The sequence below is a fragment of the Streptomyces sp. genome (genome assembly GCF_031181555.1).
Classification (GTDB): domain Bacteria; phylum Actinomycetota; class Actinomycetes; order Streptomycetales; family Streptomycetaceae; genus Streptomyces; species Streptomyces fimbriatus.
In genome coordinates this window covers 72,027-92,085 of the sequence record NZ_JAPSKQ010000004.1, presented here as the reverse complement: position 1 = coordinate 92,085, position 20,059 = coordinate 72,027, and the positions used below count along the sequence as shown (strand labels likewise).

Here is a 20,059-nt window from a genome sequence, read left to right as displayed (position 1 = left end):
CGCGCGGGCATTCCGCGCCGAGGTGCGGGGTCGCCGGACGAGGTGGGCCGGGGCACACGCCGCCCGGGACATGCCGACGCCCTCCCGGGGGCGGTGCGTCCGGGAGGGCGGGACAGGGGGAGCGGGCGGCTCAGCCGTTGCGGGGGCCCGGGAAGGCCGTCGGCCGGGGTTCGTCGCGCAGGGACGGGCTGCCCGCGGTGGGCTGGGTCGGCATGGAGCGGGCCTCGGGGACCGTCGGCACCGTGGAGAGGCCGGCGCCCACATTGACCGTACGGGCGCCCGACGGTTCCGCCGCGCGCTCGGCCTCGGTGGCCTTCGGCGTCTGCGCGGGGGCCCGGCGGGAGCCGTAACGGCGGTGCACCGCCTGCTTGGTGACGCCCAGCGCGGAGCCCACCGCGTCCCACGAGAAGCCCAGTGAGCGGTCGAAGTCCACGGCCGCCGTGACCAGGGTCTCGACGCTGTCCCGCAGTTCCTGGGCGAGACGGACCGTCGGAGCGGGGGCGCGTCCGTAGACGACGAAGCCCGTGGAGGGGCCGGAGCGGCGCGGGCGGTAGACGTTGCCCAGTTGGGCGGTGAGGGTGCGCAGTGCGTCCACCTGCCGGCGGACCCGCTCGATGTCCCGCACCAGCAAGTGCAGGCTGGCCCGAGCCTGGGCGTCGTGGGTTGCGTGGTCGGCCATGAACAAGCCTCTCGAACCGGCGTTGAAAGGAATGGGCCCGTGTCGAGGCCCGTGGTCAACTCTTTCTTGACCAACGCGGATCCGCTCCGCGGGTCACGGGGTGGGGCGTGGCGGCATATGCGTACGCCCCCGCGCACCACCCGTTTCCGGTGGGCAAGGGAGCAGAACAAGGGACAAGAGGGACAAGGGGCAAGAGGGGGAGGTCCCGCGCGGGGTGGCCCGCCGTCGGCGGCTCTCCCCGCACGGGCACTTTCACCGCCGGCCCATAGACTGGTGCGCTGCCCGTGTCCGTCCCCGCCCGAGAGGCCCGAAGCACCCCATGAAGCTCGTCTTCGCCGGTACCCCCGAGGTCGCCGTTCCCTCACTGGACGCACTCCTCGCCTCCGGGCGGCACGAGGTGGCCGCCGTCGTCACGCGGCCCGACGCGCCGGCCGGGCGGGGACGCAGGCTGGTCGCCTCTCCCGTCGCCGAGCGGGCCGAGGAGGCCGGGATCGAGGTGCTCAAGCCGGTCAGGCCCAGGGACCCGGAGTTCCTGGAGCGCCTGAAGGAGATCGGGCCCGACTGCTGTCCCGTCGTCGCCTACGGGGCCCTGCTGCCCAAGGCGGCCCTGGACATCCCGGCCCGGGGCTGGGTCAACCTGCACTTCTCGCTGCTGCCCGCCTGGCGCGGGGCCGCCCCCGTGCAGCACGCCATCATGGCGGGCGACGAGATCACCGGCGCCTCCACCTTCCTCATCGAGGAGGGCCTCGACTCCGGGCCCGTCTACGGCACCGTCACCGAGGAGATCCGGCCCACCGACACCAGCGGCGACCTGCTCACCCGGCTGGCCTTCGCCGGTTCCGGGCTGCTCGCCGCGACCATGGACGGCATCGAGGACGGCACCCTGAAGGCCGTGCCGCAGCCCGCCGAGGGCGTCAGCCTCGCGCCCAAGGTCACCGTCGAGGACGCCCGCGTCGACTTCACCGCTCCGGCCCTGCGCGTCGACCGGGTGGTGCGCGGCTGCACTCCCGCGCCCGGCGCCTGGACCACCTTCCGGGGCGAGCGGCTCAAGATCGTCCAGGCCGCTCCCGTGCCCGAGCGGACCGACCTCGCGCCCGGGCAGCTGGCCGTCGGCAAGAACAACGTGTACGTCGGCACCGGTTCGTACGCCGTGGAGCTGCTGTGGGTGCAGGCCCAGGGCAAGAAGCCCATGCGGGCGGCGGACTGGGCGCGCGGGGTGCGGATCGCCGCCGGGGAGAGCGTCGGCGCCTGACGCCGCGGGGCAGCGGTCCGCCCCGACGACGTAGGCTGGACCGCGCACTTCACCCCACTTCCGGAGCACCTTTTTCGTGAGCGACCAGTCCCGTCGGCCCCGCAGGCCCGCCAAGCCCTACCGCCGGCCCAAGAAGGACCCCGTCCGCGTGCTCGCCTTCGAGGCCCTGCGGGCCGTGGACGAGCGGGACGCGTACGCCAACCTCGTCCTGCCGCCGTTGCTGCGCGCGGCGCGCGAGAGGGGCGACTTCGACGCGCGGGACGCGGCGCTGGCGACCGAGCTGGTGTACGGGACGCTGCGCCGCCAGGGCACGTACGACGCGATCATCGCGGCCTGCGTCGACCGGCCGCTGCGCGAGGTGGACCCGCCGGTGCTGGACGTGCTGAGCCTGGGCGCGCACCAGCTGCTCGGGACGCGGATCCCGACGCACGCCGCGGTGTCCGCCTCGGTCGAACTGGCCCGGGTGGTGCTGGGCGACGGGCGCGCCAAGTTCGTCAACGCCGTGCTGCGCAAGATCGCGCAGGACGATCTCGACGGCTGGCTGGAGCGCGTCGCGCCGCCCTACGAGGACGATCCCGAGGAGCACCTCGCCGTCGTGCACTCGCATCCCCGCTGGGTCGTCTCCGCGCTGTGGGACTCGCTCGGCGGTGGGCGGGCCGGCATCGAGGACCTGCTGCGGGCCGACAACGAGCGCCCCGAGGTCACGCTCGTCGCCCGGCCGGGGCGGGCCACCACCGACGAACTGCTCGGCGAGGAGGCCGCCGTGCCGGGACGCTGGTCGCCCCACGCCGTGCGGCTGACCGAGGGCGGCGAGCCGGGCGCCATCACGGCGGTCGCCGAGGGCCGGGCCGGTGTCCAGGACGAGGGCAGCCAGCTCGTCGCGCTCGCGCTCGCGGGCGCGCCGGTCGAGGGCCGGGACCGGATGTGGCTGGACGGGTGCGCCGGGCCCGGCGGCAAGGCCGCGCTGCTCGGGGCGCTCGCCGCCGAGCGGGGCGCCGTACTGCTCGCCTCGGAGAAGCAGCCGCACCGGGCCGGGCTGGTGGCCAAGGCGCTGGCCGGGAACCCCGGGCCGTACCAGGTCGTCGCCGCCGACGGGACGCGGCCGGCGTGGCGGCCCGGCAGCTTCGACCGGGTGCTGGTCGACGTGCCGTGCACCGGTCTCGGCGCCCTGCGCCGCCGCCCCGAGGCGCGCTGGCGGCGCCGACCGGAGGACCTGGACGGCTTCGCCCCGCTCCAGCGCGGGCTGCTGCGCACCGCCCTGGAGTCCGTGCGGGTCGGCGGTGTCGTCGGCTACGCCACCTGCTCGCCCCACCTCGCGGAGACCCGGGCGGTGGTCGCCGACCTCCTCAAGCAGTTCCCGGACGCCGACCTGATCGACGCCCGGCCGCTGCTCCCGGGCGTACCGGATCTGGGCGAGGGCCCCGACGTGCAGCTCTGGCCGCATGTGCACGGGACCGACGCGATGTACCTGGCGCTCCTGCGCCGGACCGGCTGACGCCCGCCTCCGGCCCCTCCCGCAGGGCCTTTCGCCCGGATCGTACCGGGCCCGCGGGGCCCGGTACGGCGCGAACGGCGGCGCCGGACATCCGGGGAGGGAACTCAGGTCCGGACCGGAGCGAACATCCGTGCCCGGGCATGGCAGTCTTGGGTCATGGCCGTGCAGATCAACCCCAGCATCCTGTCCGCCGACTTCGCCCGCCTCGCGGACGAGGCGAAGGCGGTCGAGGGAGCCGACTGGCTCCACGTCGACGTCATGGACAACCATTTCGTCCCGAACCTCACGCTCGGCGTGCCGGTCGTGGAGTCGCTCGCCCGTGCGACGGACACTCCGCTGGACTGCCATCTGATGATCGAGGCCCCCGACCGGTGGGCCCCCCAGTACGTGGAGGCGGGAGCCGGTTCCGTCACCTTCCACGTCGAGGCGGCCGCCGCCCCGGTGCGGCTCGCCCGGGAGATCCGGGCCAAGGGCGCCCGCGCCTCCATGGCGCTGAAGCCCGCGACCCCCATCGAGCCGTACGAGGACCTGCTCCCCGAACTCGACATGCTGCTGATCATGACGGTCGAGCCGGGCTTCGGGGGCCAGGCCTTTCTCGACATCATGCTTCCGAAGATCCGCCGCACCCGTGAGCTGATCGACAAGCACGGTCTGGAGCTCTGGCTCCAGGTCGACGGCGGAGTCTCGGCGTCCACCATCGAGCGGTGCGCCGACGCCGGCGCCGACGTCTTCGTCGCGGGTTCCGCCGTGTACGGGGCGTCGGACCCGGCCGAGGCGGTACGTGCATTGCGCAACCAGGCCGAGGCCGCCACGGGCAAGGCGTCCTGGGCATGCGACCACTGAGCGTCAGGAATGTGAACGGCTCCCAGCAGGGCTGATCAACCGCGCCGGATCTGCAAGGATGAACGGCGAATCCAGAGTGTGAACAGCAGTGAGGAGATCGCCGTGTCGGGTATGTCGGCGGGCCGGTCAGCCATGCGGATGGGACCCGCTGAGCTGGTGCAGGCGGCGGCCATGGCCCGCCGCTTCTACCTCGAGGGCAAATCCAAGATCCAGATCGCCGAGGAGTTCGGCGTCAGCCGCTTCAAGGTGGCCCGGGTCCTGGAGACCGCCCTCGAACGGGATCTCGTACGGATCGAGATCCGCGTGCCGGCCGAGCTGGACGCAGAGCGCTCCGACGCGCTCCGCGCCCGCTACGGCCTCAGGCACGCCGTCGTGGTCGAGTCCCCGGCCGAGGCCGAGGAGACACCCGACCCCGAGAACCTGGGAGAGGTGGCCGCCGACCTGCTCGGCGAGCTGGTCAACGAAGGGGACGTGCTGGGCCTGGCCTGGGGCCGCTCCACCATCCACATGGCGGCGGCCCTGGACCGGCTGCCGCCCTGCACGGTCGTGCAGCTGACGGGGGTGTACGACGCCGGGACCGCCGAACGCGGCTCGGTGGAGGCCGTGCGGCGCGCCGCACAGGTGTCGGGCGGCGACGCCCACCCCATCTACGCGCCGATGCTGCTGCCGGACGCGGCCACCGCGGCGGCGCTGCGCCACCAGACCGGGATCGCGCGGGCCTTCGAGTACTTCGACAAGGTCACGGTCGCCTGTGTCTCCATCGGTTCCTGGGAGCCGGGCATCTCGACGGTGCACGACATGCTCAGCGACGAGGAGCGGGCGCACTACGCCTCCCTCGGCGTCGCCGCCGAGATGTCCGCGCACCTCTTCGACGCCGAGGGGCGCCGGGTCGGCCGGGACCTGGGGGAGCGGTGCATCACGGTCAAGACCGACCAGCTCCGGCGTGTCCCCGAGGTCGTCGCGATCGCGGGCGGACAGCGCAAGGGGCCCGCGATCGACGCGGTGCTGCGCTCCGGACTCGTCACCAGCCTGGTGACGGACACCTCGGCCGCGGACTACCTGATGACGGCGGGGCCGGCGCCGAAGCCGGCGCTCAACCGGGCCGACCCCGACGGGAACTGACCGACGGCCGGGAGGGGGGCGGTCGCCGCCGCTCCCTTCGCCGGCGGTCGCCCTCCCGACCACCTTTGGAGGTTCCTCCCAAGACCCCCCTGACCTGCTTGGACGATGCGCCCGGCGACCGCGTACAGGTCGACATGGGACAATGAAGTACGTGCTCTTCCCCCTGGCTGACCTGTCCGGGGGCCACCTCTGATCGACTGGGATGTGCAGCACGTGCGTTTCCTCAATGGCATCCAGCCCGCGTACGACCTGACGTACGACGACGTCTTCATGGTCCCGAGCCGGTCCGCGGTCGGCTCGCGTCAGGGCGTGGACCTCAGCTCCCCGGACGGTACGGGCACCACCATCCCGCTCGTCGTCGCCAACATGACCGCCATCGCCGGGCGCCGCATGGCCGAGACCGTGGCCCGCCGCGGCGGTCTCGTGGTCATCCCGCAGGACATCCCGATCGAGGTCGTCACCGAGGTCGTCTCCTGGGTCAAGAGCCGCCACCTGGTGCTCGACACCCCCATCGTGCTGGCCCCGCACCAGACCGTCGCCGACGCGCTCGCCCTGCTGCCCAAGCGCGCGCACAACGCGGGCGTCGTCGTGGACGACGATCACAAGCCGGTCGGCGTGGTCACCGACACCGACCTCGCCGGCGTGGACCGCTTCACGCAGCTCACCGAGGTCATGTCCCGCGACCTGCTGCTCATCGACGCCGACATGGACCCGCGCGAGGCCTTCAACACCCTCGACGCGGCCAACCGGCGCTACGCCCCCGCCGTCGACTCCGACGGCCGTCTCGCCGGCATCCTCACCCGCAAGGGCGCCCTGCGCGCCACCCTGTACACGCCGGCCACCGACGACCGGGGGCGGCTGCGCGTCGCCGCCGCCGTCGGCATCAACGGTGACGTGGCGGGCAAGGCCCAGCAGCTGCTGGAGGCGGGCGTCGACGCCCTCGTCATCGACACGGCGCACGGCCACCAGGAGTCGATGATCAGCGCGCTGAAGCTGGTCCGCGACCTCGGCCCGCGGGTCCCGGTCGTCGCGGGCAACGTCGTCGCCGCCGCGGGCGTGCGCGACCTCATCGAGGCGGGCGCGGACATCGTCAAGGTCGGTGTCGGCCCCGGCGCCATGTGCACCACCCGCATGATGACCGGCGTCGGCCGCCCGCAGTTCTCCGCCGTCCTGGAGTGCGCGGCGGAGGCGAAGAAGTACGGCAAGCACGTGTGGGCCGACGGCGGCGTCCGCCACCCGCGCGACGTCGCGATGGCGCTCGCGGCCGGTGCGTCCAACGTGATGATCGGCTCCTGGTTCGCCGGGACCTACGAGTCCCCGGGCGACCTCCAGCACGACGCGAACGGCCGCCCCTACAAGGAGTCCTTCGGCATGGCCTCCGCGCGTGCCGTGCGCAACCGCACCTCCGAGGAGTCGGCCTACGACCGGGCCCGCAAGGGCCTGTTCGAGGAGGGCATCTCCACCTCCCGCATGTTCCTCGACCCGGCCCGGCCGGGCGTCGAGGACCTGATCGACTCGATCATCGCGGGCGTCCGCTCCTCCTGCACCTACGCCGGCGCGGCCTCGCTGGAGGAGTTCGCCGAGAAGGCCGTCGTCGGCATCCAGAGCGCCGCCGGCTACGCCGAGGGCAAGCCGCTGCACGCCAGCTGGAACTGACGGCGACCGCCTCCCCACGGCCCCCGTCGATCCCGCCCGCCGGGAAAGACGGGGGCCGTGGCGTGCCCGGGCCCGTACGGTTGCCGGCTGGAGATCACCGTCTGCCGGGCCGCCGACGTGGAACTGCTGGACCGGTGCATCGGCTCCGCGGGAGCCACCTCGTTCCACGCCCTGCGGTTCGCGCGGCAGCAGGCCGGGGAGAGCACCCACCTCGTCGCCTGGCTGGACGGGCTGCCCGTGGGCCACGCGGAGGTGCGCCGGGGCGGCTGTGCGGACCCCGGCGTACGCGCGGCCCGGCCGGGCCGCGCGGAGATCAACGGCCTCGGTGTGTGGCCCGAGCACCTGCGCTCGCGCGGCATCGGCAGCGCACTGATCCGCAGGGCCGAGGCCCTGGCCCTGGAGCGCGGCCACACGGCCGTCGGGCTCGGGGCCGCGGCCGGCAACCCGCGCGCGGCCGCCCTTCACGCGCGGCTCGGCTACCGCCCCCTCACCGACTACCTCGACCGCTGGACGTACCGGGACGCCGGCGGGACGGTCCACGAGTGCGTCGATCCGTGCACCTTCCTGGTCAGGGAACCGCTCGCCGCGGAGCCGGCCCGACGCGCGAACCGACCGGGTCCGGGTGCAACGGACGAAAGCCCCGGCGCAACGAACACCCGCCCTGGCGCGAGGAACGCAATGATCTTACGGCGGTGCGCAAGGTTGCTGCATTTCAGCAGCAACGCCGGACCTCGTAGGGTTACCCGCTGTACGTGGTGTGGCGGGGACCCCGCTCGACGGGTCCCGGCTGTCGCGGGGCGCCGCCGGTCCCCGCCACGGAAGACCGGCAGTGACGAAGGAGTCAGCGCGTGCTCGACCAAGGCGCACCCCCGCGCAACAGCAGTCCCACCGCTCGGACCGCCCCGGGCGTCGGCGCACGCCTGATGCGCCGCAAGCCCGTGGAACGCCTGGTCGCAGAGGGTGGCCAGGGCGAGGGAGGCTCGCTGCGCCGCTCCCTCGGACTGTGGCAGCTGACCATGATCAGCATCGGCGCCACCCTCGGCACCGGCATCTTCGTCGTTCTCGGCGAGGCCGTCCCCAAGGCTGGTCCGGCCGTCACCCTCTCCTTCGTCATCGCCGGTCTGACCGCCCTCTTCTCGGCCCTCTCCTACGCCGAGCTGGCGGGCACCATCCCGGTCTCCGGCTCCTCGTACTCGTATGCGTACGCAACGATGGGCGAGCTGATCGCCTGGGTCTGCGGCTGGTGCCTGCTCCTCGAGTACGGCGTGTCGGTGGCCGCCGTGGCCGTCGGCTGGGGCGAGTACCTCAACGAACTGCTCGACGGCACCGTCGGCGTCACGATCCCGGCCGCGCTGTCCGCCCCGCCCGGCGACGGCGGGGTGTTCAACCTGCCCGCGCTGATCGTCGTGCTGCTCGCGATGGCGTTCCTGATGGGCGGTGCCCGGGAGTCCGCCCGCGCCAACACGATCATGGTCATCGTGAAGATCGGCGCGCTGGTGCTGTTCTGCGCCATCGGCGTCCAGGGCTTCCGCTCCGGCAACTACGAGAACTTCATGCCGCTCGGCATGGCCGGCGTCAGCGCCGCCGGGGCCACCCTGTTCTTCTCGTACATCGGCTTCGACGCCGCCTCCACCGCCGGTGAGGAGGCCAAGAACGCCCAGCGCGACCTGCCCCGCGCGATCCTGCTGTCGCTGGTCATCGTGACGGCCCTGTACGTCCTCGTCGCCGCCGTCGCCGTCGGCGCCAAGCCCTGGCGGGACTTCACCGACTCCGAGGCCGCGCTCGCCCAGATCATGAGCGAGGTCACCGGCCAGACCTTCTGGGGCACCCTGCTGGCCTTCTGCGCCGTCATCGCCATCGCCAGCGTCGTGCTGGTCGTGCTCTACGGCCAGACCCGCATCCTGTTCGCCATGTCCCGCGACGGACTCGTGCCCAAGGTGTTCGCCAAGGTCAACCCCAGGACCGGCACGCCCCGCGCCAACACCCTGATCGTCTCCCTGTTCTGCGGTGTCCTGGCCGCGGCGGTCCCGCTCGGCCAGCTCGCCGACGCCACCAGCATCGGCACCCTGTTCGCCTTCGCGCTGGTCAACGTGGCCGTCGTGGTGCTGCGCCGGAAGCGTCCCGAGATGCCCCGCACCTTCCGGGTGCCGCTGTCGCCGGTCCTGCCCGCGCTGGGCTTCGCCTTCTGCGTGTGGATGATGGGCAGCCTGTCCACCATCACCTGGGTGGTCTTCGGTGTCTGGATGGCCGTCGGACTCGTGTTCTACTTCCTGTACGGCTACCGCCGCTCCCGGCTCGCCGCACCGGTCCCCTCAGAAGCGAAGTGAACCACCCGCAGTGCTGAACGATCTCGACGAACGCATCGTGCACGCCCTCGCCGAGGACGCCCGCCGCTCCTACGCGGACATCGGCCAGCTCGTCGGCCTGTCCGCGCCCGCCGTGAAACGGCGCGTGGACCGGCTGCGCGCCACCGGGGCCATCACCGGATTCACCGTCCGGGTGGACCCGGCCGCCCTCGGCTGGGAGACCGAGGGGTTCGTCGAGATCTACTGCCGCAGCAACACCTCCCCGGAGACCATCCAGCGGGGCCTGGAGCGCTACCAGGAGGTCGTGGCCGCCTCCACCGTCACCGGTGACGCGGACGCGATCGCCCAGGTCTTCGCCTCCGACATGCGCCACTTCGAACGGGTCCTGGAGCGCATCGCCGGGGAGCCGTTCGTCGAGCGGACCAAATCCGTGCTGGTGCTGTCCCCGCTGCTGCGGCGGTTCTCGTCGGGATCGCCCACGTAGGGCGGTTCACGAAAACGACGGGCCGGACCCCCTCCGGCCCGTCTACCATCGGTGTCATGACCTGGCGACATTGATCCACCAGCCGTGCCTCCCGAGGGCCGCCTCGGGCGCCGTACGTCCTCCACGTCCGGTGTCCGAACCGCCCTTACGGGAAGGCCTCATGACTCTCACGCCCACGCGCGGGCCCGACGTCCGCGTGCGACGGCTGACGACCACGCTGTACGGCTACGCGTTCCTCGACGACTTCGTCCTGCTCTACCCGGTGTACGCGCTGCTGTTCAGCGACACCGGTCTCACGGTCTGGCAGATCTCCTCCCTGTTCGCCCTCTGGTCGGTCACCGGGGTGCTGCTGGAGGTCCCCTCCGGCGCCTGGGCCGACGCCGTCTCCCGCCGGACGCTGCTGTGGCTCGGCCCCCTGTTCACCGCCACCGGCTTCGCCCTGTGGGTGCTGCTGCCGTCGTACGGCGCCTTCGCGGTCGGCTTCGTCCTGTGGGGCGTCGGCGGAGCGCTCGGTTCCGGCGCGCTGGAGGCACTGGTCCACGACGAGCTGGAACGGCTCGACGCGGCCGACCGCTACACCCGGGTCATGGGCCGGGCCCGCGCGGCCGGACTGGTCGCCGTCATGGCGGCCATGGGACTCGCCGGCCCCGTGCTCGCCTGGGGCGGTCACGCCGCCGTGGGCGCCGCCAGTGTGCTGGTGTGCCTGCTGACGGCGGCCACGGCCACCCGGTTCCCCGAACACCGCTCCCCGGACGCCGGACACGGCGGCTGGGCGGCGACCCTGCGGGCCGGGCTCGCCGAGGCGCGCGCCGACCGGTCCGTGCGCGGGGCGCTGCTGCTCGTGCCGGCCGTGAGCGCCGTGTGGGGCGCCCTCGACGAGTACACGCCCCTGCTGGTCCGCGACACGGGCGTCGCCGACGGGACGGTCCCCTTCCTGCTCCTGCTGATCTGGGCCGGTGCCACCGCCGGCAGCCTGCTCGCCGGGGAGGGCGAGCGCCTCGGCACGACGGGGCTCGCGGCCCTGCTCGCCGGTGCCGGCCTCGCCCTGGCGGCCGGCTCGGTCGCCGGCACCCCGGCCGGGCTCGTCCTCGTCGCCCTCGCCTTCGGCGGCTTCCAGGCGGCCACCGTGCTCGCCGACGCCCGGCTGCAGCGGCGCATCGAGGCCACCGGCCGGGCCACCCTGACCTCGGTCGCGGGACTGGGCACGGAGCTGGCGACGGTCGCGGTCTTCGGCGGCTACACGGTGATCGCCTCGGGAAGCGCGCACAGCACCGCCTTCGCGGTGTTCGCCGTGCCCTACCTGGTGACGGCGGTGCTGCTGCTCGCGGGGCTCAGAGCCCGGGCCGCCAGGGCACGACCGTGAAGTCGCCCGTGCCCCCTTCCCCCGCTCGAACGGCGCCGGGCCCACGCGCTTCGGCAGTTCCTTCGTCCCGGCCGGGCTGCCGGTCGCGGCCCGGCCGTGGCCGAGGCGGCCCCGGTGGCCGGGCCGCGGTCGTGGACGGTGACGCCGGCCCGCTCGCCCTTCGCGCCGGGCAGGCCGCAGGAGGCGATGACGCCGGTGACGACGGCCACTCCACCGCCGGTGTGCAGGCAGTCGGCCGTCGCCTCCGCCCGGGCGCCCCTGCCGTTCAGGCAGTGCGCGGGCGCGAAGGCACCGGTGGCCTCCAGCGGGCTGCCGCGGTCCTCCGCCGCGAGGTGCGCGTCGAAGACGGAGGTGATGCCGTCCCCGGCCGAGCGGTACAGCTCGGCGGTGCCGGTGAGCGCGGCGGCCTCCCGGGGCCGCTCGGCCGGCGGACGCCCGAGGACGGCCCCGGGACGCGGAAGCCGTCGCGGCGCTCGCGGCCCCGGCGGTGAGCAGCAGCGCGGCCCCGAACGCGGCCGCCGCCGTGCGTTCCCTACGGTGGCTCCCGGCGATGTCCCCGGTGATGTCCATGGCGGTCCTCTCCGCAGGCGGAACGGACGTCCCCGCTGTCCCGGCGCCGCGCCCGCCGCACATCGCACCCGGGGCGGGACCCCGCCTCCCCGTGCGGCGGGGGACGCCCGCCCCGGCCCGCGCCCCGGGCGGGGACGACGTACGGCGCAGGCCGTGCAACGAATCGCCGTCGGCCCCGCTCCGGACGCAACGAACCGCTCACCGGCGCGCAACGGCTCCTCCTTGTCCGGCCGAGCCGGCCGACCGTACCGTCTATCTGGCCCCCGAAACCCCCGCGTACCGGTGAGGAACACGCATGCGCACCGCCCTGCTCCAGAGCTCCGGACGGCCCGGATCCGTCGCCGAGAACCTCAAGGTCCTCGACGAGGCCGCCGGCCGTGCCGCCGCCGCGGGCGCCGGGCTGCTCGTCACCTCGGAGATGTTCCTGACCGGGTACGCGATCGGCGACGACATCGCCCGGCTCGCCGAGCCCGCCGACGGCGACGCGGCCGACGCGGTCGCGGAGACGGCCACCCGGCACGGCCTCGCGATCGCCTACGCCTACCCGGAACGCGCCGGTGACGCGGTGTACAACTCCGTCCAGCTCGTCTCCGCCGACGGCACGCGCCTCGCGAACTACCGCAAGACCCACCTCTTCGGCTGCTTCGAGCGCGACCACTTCACCCCGGGCGACCGGCAGGTCGTGCAGGCCGGGCTGAACGGCCTCACCGTCGGCCTGATGATCTGCTACGACGTGGAGTTCCCGGAGAACGTGCGCGCCCACGCCCTGGCCGGCACCGACCTCCTGCTGGTGCCCACGGCCCAGATGCACCCGTTCCAGTTCGTCGCCGAGTCGGTCGTACCGGTGCGGGCCTTCGAGAACCAGATGTACGTCGCGTACGTCAACCGGGTCGGCCGGGAGGGCGAGTTCGAGTTCGTGGGCCTGTCCACCCTCGCCGGTCCCGACGGGGTCGCCCGTACCCGGGCCGGCCGTGCGGAGGAACTCGTCCTCGCCGACGCGGACCCCGTGTTCCTCGCCGCCTCCCGCGAGAACAACCCGTACCTGGAGGACCGCCGCCCCGGCCTCTACGGGTCCCTCGTCTGAATTCCCCCGCAGTCTTTCTTGTGCAAGGAGTCCGTACCCCATGACGTCCACGGTGCCCAACGCCGTCGAGCACGCCGACGAGCAGCAGCCGCCGATCACCATGTTCGGCCCGGACTTCCCGTACGCGTACGACGACTTCCTCGCCCACCCGGCGGGCCTCGGGCAGATACCCGCGACCGAGCACGGCACCGAGGTCGCGGTCATCGGCGGCGGCCTGTCCGGCATCGTCGCCGCCTACGAGCTGATGAAGATGGGCCTCAAGCCCGTCGTGTACGAGGCCGACCGGATCGGCGGCCGGCTGCGCACCGTCGGCTTCGAGGGCTGCGACCCCGAACTGACCGCCGAGATGGGCGCGATGCGCTTCCCGCCGTCCTCCACGGCGCTCCAGCACTACATCGACCTGGTGGGCCTCGAGACCCGCCCGTTCCCCAACCCCCTCGCCGAGGCGACCCCGTCGACCGTCGTCGACCTCAAGGGCGAGTCGCACTACGCCGAGACGCTCGACGACCTGCCGCAGGTCTACCGGGACGTGGCCGACGCCTGGAACAGGTGCCTCGAAGAGGGCGCCGACTTCTCCGACATGAACCGCGCGATGCGCGAGCGGGACGTCAAGCGCATCCGCGAGATCTGGGCGCAGCTGGTCGAGAAGCTCGACAACCAGACCTTCTACGGCTTCCTCTGCGACTCCGAGGCCTTCAAGTCCTTCCGGCACCGCGAGATCTTCGGCCAGGTCGGCTTCGGCACCGGCGGCTGGGACACCGACTTCCCCAACTCCATCCTGGAGATCCTCCGGGTCGTCTACACCGAGGCCGACGACCACCACCGCGGCATCGTCGGCGGCTCCCAGCAGCTGCCGCTGCGCCTGTGGGAGCGCGAGCCCGAGAAGATCGTCCACTGGCCGTACGGCACCTCGCTGAAGTCCCTGCACGTGGACGGCGAGCCGCGTCCGGCCGTGACCCGGCTGCACCGCACCGCGGGCAACCACATCACGGTGACGGACGCGAACGGCGACATCCGCACGTACCGGGCGGCGATCTTCACCGCCCAGTCCTGGATGCTTCTCTCGAAGATCGCCTGCGACGACTCGCTGTTCCCGATCGACCACTGGACCGCGATCGAGCGCACCCACTACATGGAGTCCAGCAAGCTCTTCGTTCCCGTGGACCGGCCGTTCTGGCTGGACAAGGACGAGGAGACCGGCCGGGACGTCATGTCGATGACGCTCACCGACCGCATGACCCGCGGGACCTACCTGCTCGACAACGGCCCGGACAAGCCCGCGGTGATCTGCCTGTCGTACACCTGGTGCGACGACAGCCTGAAGTGGCTGCCGCTGTCCGCGAACGAGCGGATGGAGGTCATGCTGAAGTCGCTCGGCGAGATCTACCCGAAGGTCGACATCCGGAAGCACATCATCGGCAACCCGGTCACGGTCTCCTGGGAGAACGAGCCCTACTTCATGGGCGCGTTCAAGGCCAACCTGCCCGGCCACTACCGCTACCAGCGGCGCCTGTTCACCCACTTCATGCAGGACCGGCTGCCCGAGGACAAGCGGGGCATCTTCCTGGCCGGCGACGACATCTCCTGGACGGCGGGCTGGGCCGAGGGCGCCGTGCAGACCGCGCTGAACGCGGTCTGGGGCGTCATGCACCACTTCGGCGGCGAGACCGATCCCACCAACCCGGGCCCCGGCGACGTCTACGACGAGATCGCCCCGGTGGAACTCCCCGAGGACTGAGCCCCTCGGACCCCGGCCGCCGTGCCTTCCCGGACCACGGCGGCCGCGACGTCCGCGGGCTCCTGCGCCTCGCGCGCGGAGTCCGAGGACGTCGACCAGGACCTCGACGGTCGTGGCCACCGGCGTCCGGACGTCCGCGGCCACAGCCCTCGGCCGTCGACGTGGCCGGCGGTGCGGCGCCGTGCCTTCGCGCTGCCCGACTGGTCCGGCCGCAGTGGTGGCCGGATCAGTCGGGCAACGGGATGAGCAGCATGCGTCCGGCGAAGCCCACCGCCGTGTCCAGGCGTTCGGTGAACTCTTCGGCGACGTCCGGCAGCCGGCGCAGCGCCCACAGGGCGCGGGCCGCCGTCCAGGCGGCGTCCCGGGCGCGCTCCAGGCTCCACGCCCCGAGCAGATGGGTCAGCGGATCGGCGATCCGGAGCAGATCGGGGCCCGGCGTCAGCTCCTCGCGGATGCGGTCCTCCAGCGAGACGAGGAGGTCGCCCACCCGGTCGAACTCGTCCTCGAGGTCGGCGGGTTCGCAGGCGAGGGTACGACAGGTGTCCACGACGGCGAGCGCCAGATCGTGACCGATGTGCGCGTTGATACCCGCCAGCGCGAACTGCAGGGGACGTACCCCGGGATGGCGGCGGAACTGGAACAGCGGGCGCCAGCAGGCCGGCGGGCGCCGCTCCTCCTCCACCGCGTCGACCGCGGCCAGGTAGCGCTCCGCGAACCGCACGTCCAGCGTGATCGCGGCCCGGGCGTCCGTGAAGCGGCCCGCGTCGATGCACCCGTCCACGGCCTCGGTGACCGCGAGGTAGACGCGGTTGAACACCGCGACCCCGTCCCGCGCGGGCAGGGCCGCGTCGAGGGCGCGCATACGGGCGACGACCCCGTCCACGGGGGTGAGGACTTGTTCGCATTGCGCCATGGGCGCAGAGTCGCACCTCTAGGCTGGGACCGACGGCGACGGGCCCGGCGCTTCCCCGGATCGGGGGAACCCGCCCGTCGTGGGGGAGGGGGGAGCAGTACCGTGGAAGGCTCGCGTGCCCGGCGCCTGGCCGCGCGAAGGGCCGAGCGCAGACGCGCCGTCCGGCGCGGCGCGATGGTCGCGGCGGCTTCCGTGGTGGTCGCCGTCGGCGGCGTCACCGGCATGATGGCGGCGGTCGGCGACGGAGGCCGCCCGGACGCGGCGAGGCCGGAAGTGACCTCGTCGCCGCGCCTGGAACCGCTGCCCGCCGTGCCGTCGCCCTCCCTGTCGGCGACCGGGTCCCCTTCTCCCGGGGCGAAGGCGAGCCCGAAGAAGAAGGCGAGACCCGAGCCGTCCGCGTCGAAGACCCGGACGAAGCCGCGGGCGGCCCCCGTGTCCACCCGTCTCCACCTCCACCCCGAGTCCCGGGTCCTGGACTGGGTGCGGGCCAACCCCGGCGACCCGCGCCGCGCGGTCATAAAGTCCCGGATCGCCGACCGGCCGGCGGCGGTGTGGTTCGCCGACTACTCCCCGGACACCATCACCTCGCGGGTGCGCGCGGTCACCTCGGGCGGTGCCGCGCAGGGGCGGGTGCCCGTCCTCGTGCCGTACGCGATACCCGACCGCGACTGCGGCGGGCACTCCCAGGGCGGGGCGCCCGACCTGGACGCCTACGACGGCTGGATCGACCGGTTCGCCGCCGGGCTGGGGACCGGCGAGGTCGTCGTCGTCCTCGAACCGGACTCCGTCGCCCAGGCGGAATGCCTCTCCGCCGGGGAGCGCGCCGACCGCTTCGCCTCGCTGGCCCGCGCCGGACGGGTGCTGAAGGAGGCCAACCCCAGGGCCCGGGTCTACTTCGACGCCGGGCACTCCGGCTGGCACGCGCCCGCGAAACAGGCCGGCTGGCTGCGCCAGGCCGGAGCCGCCTCGGCCGCCTCCTCCGACGGCATCTTCAGCAACGTGTCCAACTTCCACGACACGGCCGACGAGGTCGCCTACGACCGGGCCGTGCTCGACGCCCTCGGAGGCCCGCCCGGCCTCGGCGCGGTGATCGACACCAGCCGCAACGGCAACGGCGCCCCGGCCGACGGCGAGTGGTGCGACCCGGCGGGCCGCAGGCTCGGCCGCACCCCGACGCTCAGCACCGGCGAATCCGGGATCGACGCCTACCTGTGGGTGAAGCTGCCGGGGGAGTCGGACGGCTGCAAGGGGGCGCCGGGCACCTTCACCCCGTCGTACGCCTACGAGTTGGCACGCTGAGGACTCCCGCCGTCCGGGGCGCCCTTGCCGCTCTCGTCGTAGGAGGAGGTGCCCTCGTCGAGCAGCGGCTCCTGCGTCTTGAGGTGGGCGGGCGCGAAGGCGCGCAGCGCGTGGTAGCCGGTGATGACGACGAGCGTGCCGAGCGCGATGCCGCTGAGGGAGAAGGTGTCGGTGAACTCCAACGTCACGTTGCCGACGCCGATGATGATGCCCGCGGCGGCGGGCACGAGGTTCAGCGGATTGCGCAGGTCCACCTTGGCGTTGATCCAGATCTGGGCGCCGAGCAGGCCGATCATGCCGTACAGGATGACGGTGATCCCGCCGAGCACACCGCCCGGGATGGCGGCCACGACCGCGCCGAACTTCGGGCACAGACCGAACAGCAGGGCGAAGCCGGCGGCGGCCCAGTAGGCGGCGGTCGAGTAGACGCGGGTCGCGGCCATCACGCCGATGTTCTCGGAGTAGGTGGTGTTGGGCGGGCCGCCGACCGCGGTGGACAGCATCGAGCCGACGCCGTCGGCGGAGATCGCCGTGCCGAGCTTGTCGTCGAGGTCGTCGCCGGTCATCTCGCCGACCGCCTTGACGTGCCCGGCGTTCTCGGCGATCAGCGCGATGACCACCGGGAGGGCGACCAGGATCGCCGACCACTCGAAGGACGGGCCGTGCAGGCTCGGCAGGCCGATCCAGTCGGCCTGGCCCACACCGGACAGGTCCAGCCGCCAGTGGTCGGTGACCCGGCCGCTCGCGTCCGCCGAGTGGATCTTGCCGAAGACCCGGTCGAGCGCCCAGGAGAGGGCGTAGCCGAAGACCAGCCCGAGGAAGATCGCGATCCGGGACCAGAAGCCGCGCAGGCAGACCACCGCCAGACCGGTGAACAGCATCACGAGCAGGGCGGTCCACTGGTCCTGCGGCCAGTAGGTGGCGGCGGTGACCGGCGCCAGGTTGAAGCCGATCAGCATCACCACCGCGCCGGTGACGATCGGCGGCATCGTGGCGTGGATGATCCGCGCCCCGAACCGCTGCACCGCGAGACCCACCAGGAACAGCGCCGCCCCGACCACGAACACCGCGCCGGTCACGGTGGCGCTCGACCCGCCGTCGGCCCGGATGACCGCGGCGACGCCGACGAAGGAGAGCGAGCAGCCCAGATAGCTGGGCACCCGGCCCCGGGTCGCCAGCAGGAAGACGACGGTCGCGATCCCCGACATCATGATCGCGAGGTTGGGGTCCAGGCCCATGAGGACCGGGGCGACGAAGGACGCCCCGAACATGGCCACGACGTGCTGGGCGCCGAGCCCGGCGGTGCGGGGCCAGGAGAGCCGTTCGTCGGGGCGGACCACCGCCCCCGGCGCCGGGGTGCGTCCGTCGCCGTGGAGTGTCCAGCGGACGCCGAGATTCATGGGCTGTCGCTTTCGTCGTACGTGCAGCGTGTCCGGACCATTGTCGGGGGTGAGCAGGGGTGCTCCGGACCGCCCGCCGGGCGGGCCCGCCTTCGCTGAGCGTTTGCTTAGGATGGGGGCGCGCCGCTGGTCGATGTAAGCGGCACTCATCCCGTACGTCCCAGGAGTCCCGCCGTGACCGCCGAAGCCCCGACCGCCCCCGCCCTGTCCTACGGCCGGCTGATCCCCGTGACCGTCCACTTCGACGACCTCGACGCGCTGGGGCTGCTGCACAACGCCCGCTATCCGCTGCTGGTCGAGCGGGCCTGGACCGAGCTGTGGCAGGAGAAGGGCGTCCGCTTCGAGGGCGACTGGGCCGCGGCCGGCGACGCCTGCAACGCGGTCAGGGAATTCCGGATCGGCTACGAGGCGCCGGTCACCCGGCCCGGCGCCTACGCCGTCCACCTCTGGCTGGACCGGCTCGGCACGACCGGGCTGACCTACGGTTTCCGCTTCTGCTCGCGGGACGGCGCGGTGACGTACGCGCGGGGCAGCCGGGTGCTGGTGCGGCTGGACGCCGGGACGCTGCGCCCGGCGCCCTGGAGCGAGGCGTTCAGGGCCGCGGGCCGGGAACTGCTGCGTCCGGACGCGTGATCTTCGTGCGGTCGCCGGCGCGCAGGACCCTCGCGAAGCCGGCCAGGCCGCACGACAGCACCGTGACCAGGACGAACGACACCATCAGGCTGGTCGCCTGGGCCAGCAGCCCGATCGCGCTCGGGGCGATGAGCCCCGAGGTGTAGGTGATGGTCGCGACGCCCGCGATGGCCAGGCTCGGGTTGGTGCCGCTGCGGCCGGCGGCGGCGAAGCACAGCGGCACGACCACCGCGATGCCCAGACCCATCAGGGCGAAGCCGCCCATCGCCATCGCGGGATGCCGCGCGAGGACGATCAGCAGTCCGCCGAGCACGGCGAGGACACCGCTCGCCCGGACCGTGCGGACGGCGCCGTAGCGGTCCACCACCCGGTCACCGGCGATCCGGGCGATCGCCATGGTGAGCGTGAAACCGGTCGTGCAGGCGGCGGCGAGACCGGCCGAGGCACCGAGCTGGTCGCGCAGGTAGACCGCCGACCAGTCCAGGCTGGCGCCCTCCGCGAAGACCGCGCAGAACCCGATCGCGCCGATCAGCAGCGCGGAGCGCGGCGGCAGCGCGAACCTCGGCGGCGGCTCCTCGTCCTCGGCGGGCTGCAGATCCAGCACCCAGGCGCAGGCGGTGACACCCGTCACCGTCAGGACGGCGGCCGCGAGCACGTGGTGCAGCCGGGCGTCCGCGCCGAGGTGGGCGGCGAGCGTGCCGGCCGCCGAGCCGATCAGGGCGCCGGCGCTCCACATGCCGTGCAGTCCGGACATGATCGACTTGTCGAGGCGGTTCTCCACCTCCACGCCCAGCGCGTTCATCGCCACGTCGGACATCCCGGCCGTGGCGCCGTAGACGAACAGGGCCAGGCAGAGGGTGAGCAGGTCCGGGGCGAGTGAGGGAAGGACCAGCGAGAGGGTCCACAGGGCGATCAGTCCGCGCAGCGCGGTGCGGGCGCCGAAGCGGTGGCTGATCCTCCCCGCGAGCGGCATCGCGACGGACGCGCCGAGCGCGGGAAAGGCGAGCGCCAGCCCGAGCTGCCCCGCGCTGACCCCGGCGTGGTCCTGGATCCACGGGACGCGGGTGGCGAACGAGCCGGTGACGGCGCCGTGCACGGCGAACACGGCGGCCACGGCGTACCGTGCCCGCCTCACCTCGAGCCGCCCGTGGACCACTTCGCTCATCGTCCCGCCCCTCCGGTCGTCCGTCCCGTACGTGCGGCCGTAAACTATCAGGGTCCC

At 73.3% G+C, this 20,059-nt stretch carries 16 protein-coding genes and 1 pseudogene; 13 read left to right on the top strand and 4 right to left on the bottom strand.

Annotated elements, in window-relative coordinates; all coding sequences use genetic code 11:
- Positions 1-130 precede the first annotated feature (130 nt).
- A complete protein-coding gene (locus tag RIM90_RS02040; protein ID WP_309058748.1) occupies positions 131-679 on the bottom strand; it encodes a hypothetical protein in 549 nt (182 codons plus the stop codon).
- Positions 680-998: 319 nt separating this feature from the next.
- On the opposite strand from RIM90_RS02040, the gene fmt reads away from it, so the two are divergent.
- From fmt to RIM90_RS01985, 11 genes and pseudogenes are all read left to right on the top strand, one after another.
- Positions 999-1,931 carry a methionyl-tRNA formyltransferase gene (fmt, locus tag RIM90_RS02035; protein ID WP_309058747.1) on the top strand — a complete coding sequence of 311 codons (933 nt, stop codon included), beginning with the start codon at positions 999-1,001 and terminating at the stop codon, positions 1,929-1,931.
- A 76-nt stretch (positions 1,932-2,007) separates the two neighbouring features.
- A complete protein-coding gene (locus RIM90_RS02030; protein WP_309058746.1) occupies positions 2,008-3,426 on the top strand; it encodes a transcription antitermination factor NusB in 1,419 nt (472 codons plus the stop codon).
- Between the two features lie 156 nt (positions 3,427-3,582).
- A complete protein-coding gene (gene rpe, locus RIM90_RS02025) occupies positions 3,583-4,269 on the top strand; it encodes a ribulose-phosphate 3-epimerase (protein ID WP_309058745.1) in 687 nt (228 codons plus the stop codon).
- 78 nt (positions 4,270-4,347) lie between these two features.
- Entirely contained in the window at positions 4,348-5,391 is a 1,044-nt protein-coding gene (locus RIM90_RS02020) for a sugar-binding domain-containing protein (RefSeq protein WP_309058744.1), read from the top strand.
- Positions 5,392-5,604: 213 nt separating this feature from the next.
- A complete protein-coding gene (locus RIM90_RS02015) occupies positions 5,605-7,047 on the top strand; it encodes a GuaB1 family IMP dehydrogenase-related protein (protein WP_309058743.1) in 1,443 nt (480 codons plus the stop codon).
- Positions 7,048-7,134: 87 nt separating this feature from the next.
- Positions 7,135-7,623, top strand: a pseudogene (locus RIM90_RS02010) (GNAT family N-acetyltransferase); the annotation flags it as partial.
- Between the two features lie 272 nt (positions 7,624-7,895).
- Entirely contained in the window at positions 7,896-9,374 is a 1,479-nt protein-coding gene (locus RIM90_RS02005) for an amino acid permease (protein WP_309058742.1), read from the top strand.
- A 10-nt stretch (positions 9,375-9,384) separates the two neighbouring features.
- Positions 9,385-9,837, top strand: coding sequence for an Lrp/AsnC family transcriptional regulator (locus RIM90_RS02000; RefSeq protein ID WP_095748338.1), 453 nt, complete (start codon positions 9,385-9,387; stop codon positions 9,835-9,837).
- Between the two features lie 160 nt (positions 9,838-9,997).
- Positions 9,998-11,200, top strand: a complete 1,203-nt coding sequence (locus RIM90_RS01995) for an MFS transporter (RefSeq protein WP_309058741.1) — start codon at positions 9,998-10,000, stop codon at positions 11,198-11,200.
- 865 nt (positions 11,201-12,065) lie between these two features.
- Positions 12,066-12,854 (top strand): carbon-nitrogen hydrolase family protein, encoded by a 789-nt coding sequence (locus RIM90_RS01990; protein ID WP_309058740.1) that lies wholly within the window; start codon positions 12,066-12,068, stop codon positions 12,852-12,854.
- Between the two features lie 40 nt (positions 12,855-12,894).
- On the top strand, positions 12,895-14,592 hold the full coding sequence (locus RIM90_RS01985) for an NAD(P)/FAD-dependent oxidoreductase (protein ID WP_309058739.1): 1,698 nt from the start codon (positions 12,895-12,897) through the stop codon (positions 14,590-14,592).
- Between the two features lie 226 nt (positions 14,593-14,818).
- Here the strand turns inward: RIM90_RS01985 and RIM90_RS01980 are convergent, their stop codons facing one another.
- Positions 14,819-15,505 carry a DUF5995 family protein gene (locus tag RIM90_RS01980; RefSeq protein ID WP_309058738.1) on the bottom strand — a complete coding sequence of 229 codons (687 nt, stop codon included), beginning with the start codon at positions 15,503-15,505 and terminating at the stop codon, positions 14,819-14,821.
- Positions 15,506-15,679: 174 nt separating this feature from the next.
- Here RIM90_RS01980 and RIM90_RS01975 point away from each other — a divergent pair, with 174 nt between their 5' ends.
- A complete protein-coding gene (locus tag RIM90_RS01975) occupies positions 15,680-16,804 on the top strand; it encodes a glycoside hydrolase family 6 protein (protein WP_309058749.1) in 1,125 nt (374 codons plus the stop codon).
- Here the strand turns inward: RIM90_RS01975 and RIM90_RS01970 are convergent.
- On the bottom strand, positions 16,786-18,204 hold the full coding sequence (locus tag RIM90_RS01970) for a solute carrier family 23 protein (protein WP_309058737.1): 1,419 nt from the start codon (positions 18,202-18,204) through the stop codon (positions 16,786-16,788). The two genes, RIM90_RS01975 and RIM90_RS01970, sit on opposite strands and share 19 nt — an antisense overlap.
- 174 nt (positions 18,205-18,378) lie before the next feature.
- Between RIM90_RS01970 and RIM90_RS01965 the strand changes: the two genes are divergently transcribed.
- The gene (locus RIM90_RS01965) at positions 18,379-18,837 is read left to right on the top strand and encodes a thioesterase family protein (protein ID WP_309058736.1); all 459 of its coding nucleotides are present in this window, start codon (positions 18,379-18,381) and stop codon (positions 18,835-18,837) included.
- On the opposite strand, the gene RIM90_RS01960 is transcribed toward RIM90_RS01965, so the two are convergent.
- The gene (locus RIM90_RS01960) at positions 18,797-20,002 is read right to left on the bottom strand and encodes an MFS transporter (protein WP_309058735.1); all 1,206 of its coding nucleotides are present in this window, start codon (positions 20,000-20,002) and stop codon (positions 18,797-18,799) included. The two genes, RIM90_RS01965 and RIM90_RS01960, sit on opposite strands and share 41 nt — an antisense overlap.
- Positions 20,003-20,059 lie beyond the last annotated feature (57 nt).

What these genes read in the sequence shown, in the direction of transcription:
- RIM90_RS01960 (WP_309058735.1), bottom strand. Translation starts at nt 20,002, where the DNA reads ATGAGCGAAGTGGTCCACGGGCGGCTCGAGGTGAGGCGGGCACGGTAC.
- RIM90_RS01975 (WP_309058749.1), top strand. Translation starts at nt 15,680, where the DNA reads ATGGTCGCGGCGGCTTCCGTGGTGGTCGCCGTCGGCGGCGTCACCGGC.
- RIM90_RS01995 (WP_309058741.1), top strand. Translation starts at nt 9,998, where the DNA reads ATGACTCTCACGCCCACGCGCGGGCCCGACGTCCGCGTGCGACGGCTG.
- fmt (WP_309058747.1), top strand. Translation starts at nt 999, where the DNA reads ATGAAGCTCGTCTTCGCCGGTACCCCCGAGGTCGCCGTTCCCTCACTG.
- RIM90_RS01990 (WP_309058740.1), top strand. Translation starts at nt 12,066, where the DNA reads ATGCGCACCGCCCTGCTCCAGAGCTCCGGACGGCCCGGATCCGTCGCC.
- RIM90_RS01970 (WP_309058737.1), bottom strand. Translation starts at nt 18,204, where the DNA reads ATGAATCTCGGCGTCCGCTGGACACTCCACGGCGACGGACGCACCCCG.
- RIM90_RS01985 (WP_309058739.1), top strand. Translation starts at nt 12,895, where the DNA reads ATGACGTCCACGGTGCCCAACGCCGTCGAGCACGCCGACGAGCAGCAG.
- rpe (WP_309058745.1), top strand. Translation starts at nt 3,583, where the DNA reads ATGGCCGTGCAGATCAACCCCAGCATCCTGTCCGCCGACTTCGCCCGC.
- RIM90_RS01980 (WP_309058738.1), bottom strand. Translation starts at nt 15,505, where the DNA reads ATGGCGCAATGCGAACAAGTCCTCACCCCCGTGGACGGGGTCGTCGCC.
- RIM90_RS02040 (WP_309058748.1), bottom strand. Translation starts at nt 679, where the DNA reads ATGGCCGACCACGCAACCCACGACGCCCAGGCTCGGGCCAGCCTGCAC.